Raw genomic sequence first — 5239 nt, 5'->3', positions numbered from 1 at the left:
CCGCACGCTGCTCGCGTGCGCCGCGCCGATCCTGGTCGACGTGGCGTCCGACGTGTCCGCGCAGGGCGTCGACCTGTCCACCAGCGACGACATGCCGGCCGAGATCCGGCCGTTCCGGTTCCCGTCGCTGCCCGGCACGCACGCGCACGCCGGCCAGCACGTGGCCCTCGACGGCGTGAGCTAGGAGGAGTGCGCACCGTGAAGCTGCTGACCATCGAGACCCGCCAGTACCTGGAGTACTACCACTCGCGCTACCGGCAGGTGCAGGACCTGGGCGTGGACCTGTACGTGCTCAACGGCGAGGGCACCGAGGACTTCTGGCCCGCCGACCACTACCGGCTGGTCGGGTCGAAGAACATCGAGGACATGATCGCCACCGCCAAGCAGTGGCACGCCACCGAGGCGTTCGACGGCGTGATCACGTTCTCCGAGGCGGCCGTCGTGGCGGTCGCGGCGATCGCGGAGGCGCTGGGCCTGCCCGGCATCGGCGTCGAGGCGGCGCTGAACAGCCGCAACAAGTACCTGATGCGGCAGGCGCACGAGAAGGCCGGGGCGCCGATCCCCGGTTTCCGGTTCGTCACGTCGCTGGCGGAGGCCAAGTCGGCGGCGGGCGAGTTCGGCTACCCGGTGATCGTCAAGCCGACGCTGGGCGCGGGCAGCCACTTCGTGTTCCGCTGCGACGACGAGGCCGAGCTGACCGAGCACTACGAGCAGGCGGCGCAGGGCATCCAGGACCTCTTCTGGGCCAACTCCGAGGCGGACGGGATCGACCTGGGCCCCAACGGGCTGCTGGTCGAGTCCTTCCTGGACGGCAAGGAGTACCTGATGGAGGCCGTCGCGTGGGACGGCGAGGTGTACCTCGGGTCGGTGGTGGACCGCATCACCGCCGAGGGCGGGACGTTCGACGACGACGTGCACCACGCGCCGACGTCGATGAGCCCGGACGACCTGAAGGCCGTGCACGAGGTCGTCACGGCGGGCGCGCTGGCGCAGGGCCTCACCCACAGCGTGATGCACGCCGAGGTCCGCTTCCACGACGGCAAGCCCTACCTGCTGGAGATCGCGGCCCGGGTCGGCGGCGGCGGGCTGGACATGATCGCCCGCATCACCGCCGAGCACGACCCGATCGCGGCCGTGGTGGACATCGGCGCGGGGCGGCGGCCGAGCGTGCGCCACTTCCAGCCCACCGGCACGCACATCGCCGCGATGTGCCTGATCTCCGACGCCGGCGTGGTGCGGGAGGTGCGGGTGCCCGAGGAGGTGTCCGGCTCGGACCGCGTGTTCCTGCTGAAGATCACCGCACGACCCGGCGACGTGGTCAAGCGCCCGCCGGACGGCAACACGATCATCGGCTTCCTCGGCGCCACCGGCACGTCGGAGGCCGACGCGTTCGCCCTGATGAACGACTACGCAGCGAAGATCGAGGTCGATTTCCAGTAGCTCCACACCGCAGGCGTCGCCGGGCCCTCCGCGTCACATGTGGCGGACCGGTGGCGCCCCGGCCAGAGAGGACTCCACCGCCGTGTCCGACCCAGCCCAGCGCACCGCGCGCCGCCGCAGGTACCTGATGTGCCCGCCGGAGCACTTCGACGTCTCCTACTCCATCAACCCGTGGATGAACCCCGAGAAGCCGACCGACGCGTCCACCGCCCTGCTCCAGTGGAGCCGGCTGCGGTCGCTGTACCTGGACCTCGGCCACGACGTCGAGCTGATCGACCCCGAGCCGGGGCTGCCGGACATGGTGTTCGCCGCGAACGGGGCGACCGTCGTGGACGGGAGGGTGCTGTCGGCGAGGTTCCGGTTCCGGCAGCGCGAAGCGGAGGGTCCCGCGTACCTGGAGTGGTTCCGCGAGAACGGCTTCCGCACGCACGAGGCGTTCTGGGTGAACGAGGGCGAGGGCGACTACCTGCTGGTGGGCGACCGGATCCTGGCGGGCACCGGTTTCCGCACCGACGAGCGCTCGCACGTGGAGGCGGCCCGGTTCTTCCGGCGCGAGGTCGTGACGCTGGACCTGGTGGACCCGCGGTTCTACCACCTGGACACGGCGCTGGCGGTCCTGGACGACGACCTGATCATGTACTACCCCGAGGCGTTCTCGACGTGGAGCAGGGGCGTGCTGCGCTCCCTGTACCCCGACGCCGTGATCGCCGGCGACCACGACGCCGAGGTGTTCGGCCCCAACGCGGTCAGCGACGGCACGCACGTCCTGCTGGCGCAGGAGGCCGTGAACCTGGCGGACCAGCTCGCCGACCGGGGCTTCACGCCCATCGGTGTCGACCTGTCCGAACTTCTCAAATCCGGCGGCAGCGCGAAGTGCTGCACGCTCGAACTGCGTGGGGAGCCAGCTCGATGATCAACTACGACGGCAAGAGGTTCCACCCGGTCACCGGCGGCGGCCCCGAGGAGAGCCGGGTCGCCGTGTACCACCAGGACGGTGACCTGCTCTGGGGCGAGTTCCTCGGCGGCAAGGCACGCCGCGGCGCCCTGACCGGCACCGCGCGGCCCGACGGCGCCCTCGACTTCGCCTACTGCATGGTGCTCGACGACGGCCAGGTCATCTCCGGGCACTGCCGCAGCACGCCGAAGGTGCTCGACGACGGTCGCATCCGCCTCGACGAGGTGTGGGAGCGCTTCGGCGAGCACGCCGCGTCCGGCGTCTCGACCATCGAGGAAATCCCCGCTCAGACCACGAACTGACCCGAGAGGCCGACGAGCAGCCATGACTTCCGCGAGCACCATCACCGCCGGCACGGACACCACGCCGCGCAAGGGCGGCGTCGTCACGTGGGCGTGCGCGCCGGGCTTCCCGCCCGCCGTGATCTTCCCGTTCACGCCGGCCGAGCGCATGGGCACCCGCAACATCCTGGAGTTCCAGGCGCTGATGTACCGGACGCTGTACTACTTCGGCAGCGACGGCACCCCGAACGTCGACTACGCGCAGAGCATCGGCGAGGAGCCGGTGTGGAGCGAGGACGGCCTGACCGTGCGGGTCAAGGTCAAGCCCTGGAAGTGGTCCAACGGCGAGACCCTGTCCGCCGAGAACGTGCTGTTCTGGGTGAACCTGATGAAGGTCAAGGGCGCCCGGTACGGCGAGTACGTCCCGGGCTACTTCCCGGACAACCTGACCGACTACGGCAAGGTGGCCGACGACGAGGTGTTCTTCACCTTCGACAAGGTCTACTCCAAGCACTGGGTGCTCTACAACCAGCTCAGCACGATCACGCCGCTGCCCAGGGCGTGGGACCGGACCGACGCGGGCCCGGCGAACGCCTCCGGCGACCTCGCCGACGTCGAGGCGGTCTACGAGTACCTGATGGCGCAGCAGGGCAACATCGTCGACGAGGGCAACGCCCACCGCACCAGGTGGGCCGACAGCCCCATCTGGAGCATCGTGAGCGGCCCGTGGCGGCTCAAGAGCTACACGCTGGAGGGCGTGGTCACGTTCGTGCCCAACGAGCACTACTCGGGCCCGAACAAGCCGTACCTGGACGAGTTCCGCCAGGTGCCGACGTTCTCCGACGAGGAGCAGTACGAGATGCTGAAGGCGGGCCCGGACGCCGAGAACGGCATCCAGGTCGGCTACCTGCCGCTGAGCTTCGCCACGGAGCCGGCGGTCGACCCGGTGGTCGGCGGGCCGAACCCGCTGACCGAGTACACGATGTTCCCGCAGTCGGCGTTCTGCATCCGGTACATCTCGCTGAACTTCAACAACCCGACCGTGGTCGGCAAGATGTTCGCGCAGACCTACATCCGCCAGGCCCTGCAGTCCTCCCTGGACCAGGACACCGCGGTGCGCGACATCTACCAGGGCTACGCGTACCGGCAGAACGGCCCGGTGCCGATGTACCCGAAGACCGAGTACGTCTCGCCGCGCCAGCGCGAGGGCGCGTGGCCGCTGCCGTTCTCCCCGGAGAACGCCAAGGCGCTGCTGGAGGCGAACGGCTGGGACACCAGCGTCACGCCCGCGGTGTGCGTGCGGCCGGGCACGGGTCCGGGCGAGGCGGGCGCGGGCATCCCGGCGGGCACGAAGCTGTCGATCCTGCTGCGCTACGTCGAGGGCCGCCCGGCGCTGACCCGGGTGATGGAGAACTTCCGCGACGCCGCCGCGGAGGCGGGCATCGAGCTGCGGCTCGAAGAGGTGTACGGCTCGATCCTCGTGGCCGAGGACGGCCCGTGCGAGCCGACCGCCACCACCCCGTGCACGTGGGAGATGTGCTGCTGGAACGGCGGCTGGGCCTACCACCACCCGACCGGCGAGATCCTGTTCTCCACCAAGGCGGGCGGCAACTTCGGCTTCTACACCGACCCGAAGGCCGACGAGCTGATCCAGCGCACCGTCACCAGCGACGACCTGGACGTGCTCTACGAGTACCAGGACTACATCGCCAACGAGGTGCCCGTCATCTTCACGCCGAACTTCCCGATCCGGCTGTTCGAGGTCGCCAACACCCTCGGTGGGTTCGGGCCGATCAACCCCTACGGGATGATCAACCCGGAGAACTGGTACTACCGCGACTGATCCCCCGCGGCGGGTCCGCACCGGTCCCGCGCCGCCTCTCCACCGCTCAAAAAGGGGTCCCCCGTGGTCCTGTCCGCCGCGCCGCCGAGCACGCTCGGGGCGCACCCGTTGCTCATGTTCCTTCTCCAGGTCGCCGCGCTCCTGGGTGTGGCCCTCGTGCTCGGGCGGCTCGCCGTCCGGCTCGGGATGCCCGCCGTCGTCGGTGAGCTGGCCTCCGGCGTCCTGCTCGGGCCGTCCCTGCTCGGCACGTTCGCCCCGGTGTTCGACGACCCCGCGCAACTTCACCTGCTCGACGCCGTCGGCCAGTTCGGGGTGCTGCTGCTGGTGGGGTTCACCGGCATGCACCTCGACCTCGGCCTGGCGCGCAGGCAGCGCCGAGCCGCCACCTGGGTCGGCGCGGGAGGGCTGCTCCTGCCGCTGGCCCTCGGTGTCGGCGCCGGGTTCCTCTTACCCGCCGCCATGCTCGGCCCGGCGGCGGACCGGCCGGTCTTCGCCCTGTTCCTGGGTGTGGCGGTGTGCGTGAGTGCCATCCCGGTGATCGCCAAGGTGCTGCTGGAGATGAACCTGCTGCACCGCGACATCGGGCAGCTCACCGTGACCGCCGCCGCCGTGGACGACGTGGTCGGCTGGTCGCTGCTGGCCGTGGTGTCCGGGATGGCCGCCTCCGGGCTGACCGCCGGGCACGTGGCGTGGTCGCTGGGCGCGCTGGCGCTGGTCCTC

General features: G+C 70.4%; 6 protein-coding genes. All 6 read left to right on the top strand.

Annotation, left to right across the window (positions count from 1 at the left end; all coding sequences use genetic code 11):
* On the top strand, positions 1 to 184 hold a 184-nt coding region (locus AB0G02_RS27610; protein WP_360799218.1), incomplete at its 5' end, for a hypothetical protein.
* Positions 185 to 198: 14 nt separating this feature from the next.
* A complete protein-coding gene (locus AB0G02_RS27605; protein WP_360799215.1) occupies positions 199 to 1440 on the top strand; it encodes an ATP-grasp domain-containing protein in 1242 nt (413 codons plus the stop codon).
* A gap of 82 nt (positions 1441 to 1522) precedes the next feature.
* Entirely contained in the window at positions 1523 to 2353 is an 831-nt protein-coding gene (gene ddaH, locus AB0G02_RS27600; protein ID WP_360799212.1) for a dimethylargininase, read from the top strand.
* On the top strand, positions 2350 to 2697 hold the full coding sequence (locus AB0G02_RS27595) for a hypothetical protein (protein ID WP_123742571.1): 348 nt from the start codon (positions 2350 to 2352) through the stop codon (positions 2695 to 2697). Before ddaH ends, AB0G02_RS27595 begins: the two co-directional genes overlap by 4 nt.
* A 22-nt stretch (positions 2698 to 2719) precedes the next feature.
* A complete protein-coding gene (locus tag AB0G02_RS27590; RefSeq protein ID WP_360799208.1) occupies positions 2720 to 4519 on the top strand; it encodes an ABC transporter substrate-binding protein in 1800 nt (599 codons plus the stop codon).
* Positions 4520 to 4582: 63 nt separating this feature from the next.
* Positions 4583 to 5239, top strand: a 657-nt coding sequence (locus AB0G02_RS27585; RefSeq protein ID WP_360799205.1) for a cation:proton antiporter, incomplete at its 3' end; no start/stop codon positions are given.

The organism is Actinosynnema sp. NPDC023658 (assembly GCF_040639995.1).
GTDB lineage: Bacteria > Actinomycetota > Actinomycetes > Mycobacteriales > Pseudonocardiaceae > Actinosynnema.
Note: the sequence above shows the minus strand (reverse complement) of the source record. Positions and strands in the feature narration are given on the sequence as shown.

Coding starts and splice junctions, on each gene's coding strand:
- AB0G02_RS27595 (WP_123742571.1), top strand. CDS start 2,350: ATGATCAACTACGACGGCAAGAGGTTCCACCCGGTCACCGGCGGCGGC.
- AB0G02_RS27590 (WP_360799208.1), top strand. CDS start 2,720: ATGACTTCCGCGAGCACCATCACCGCCGGCACGGACACCACGCCGCGC.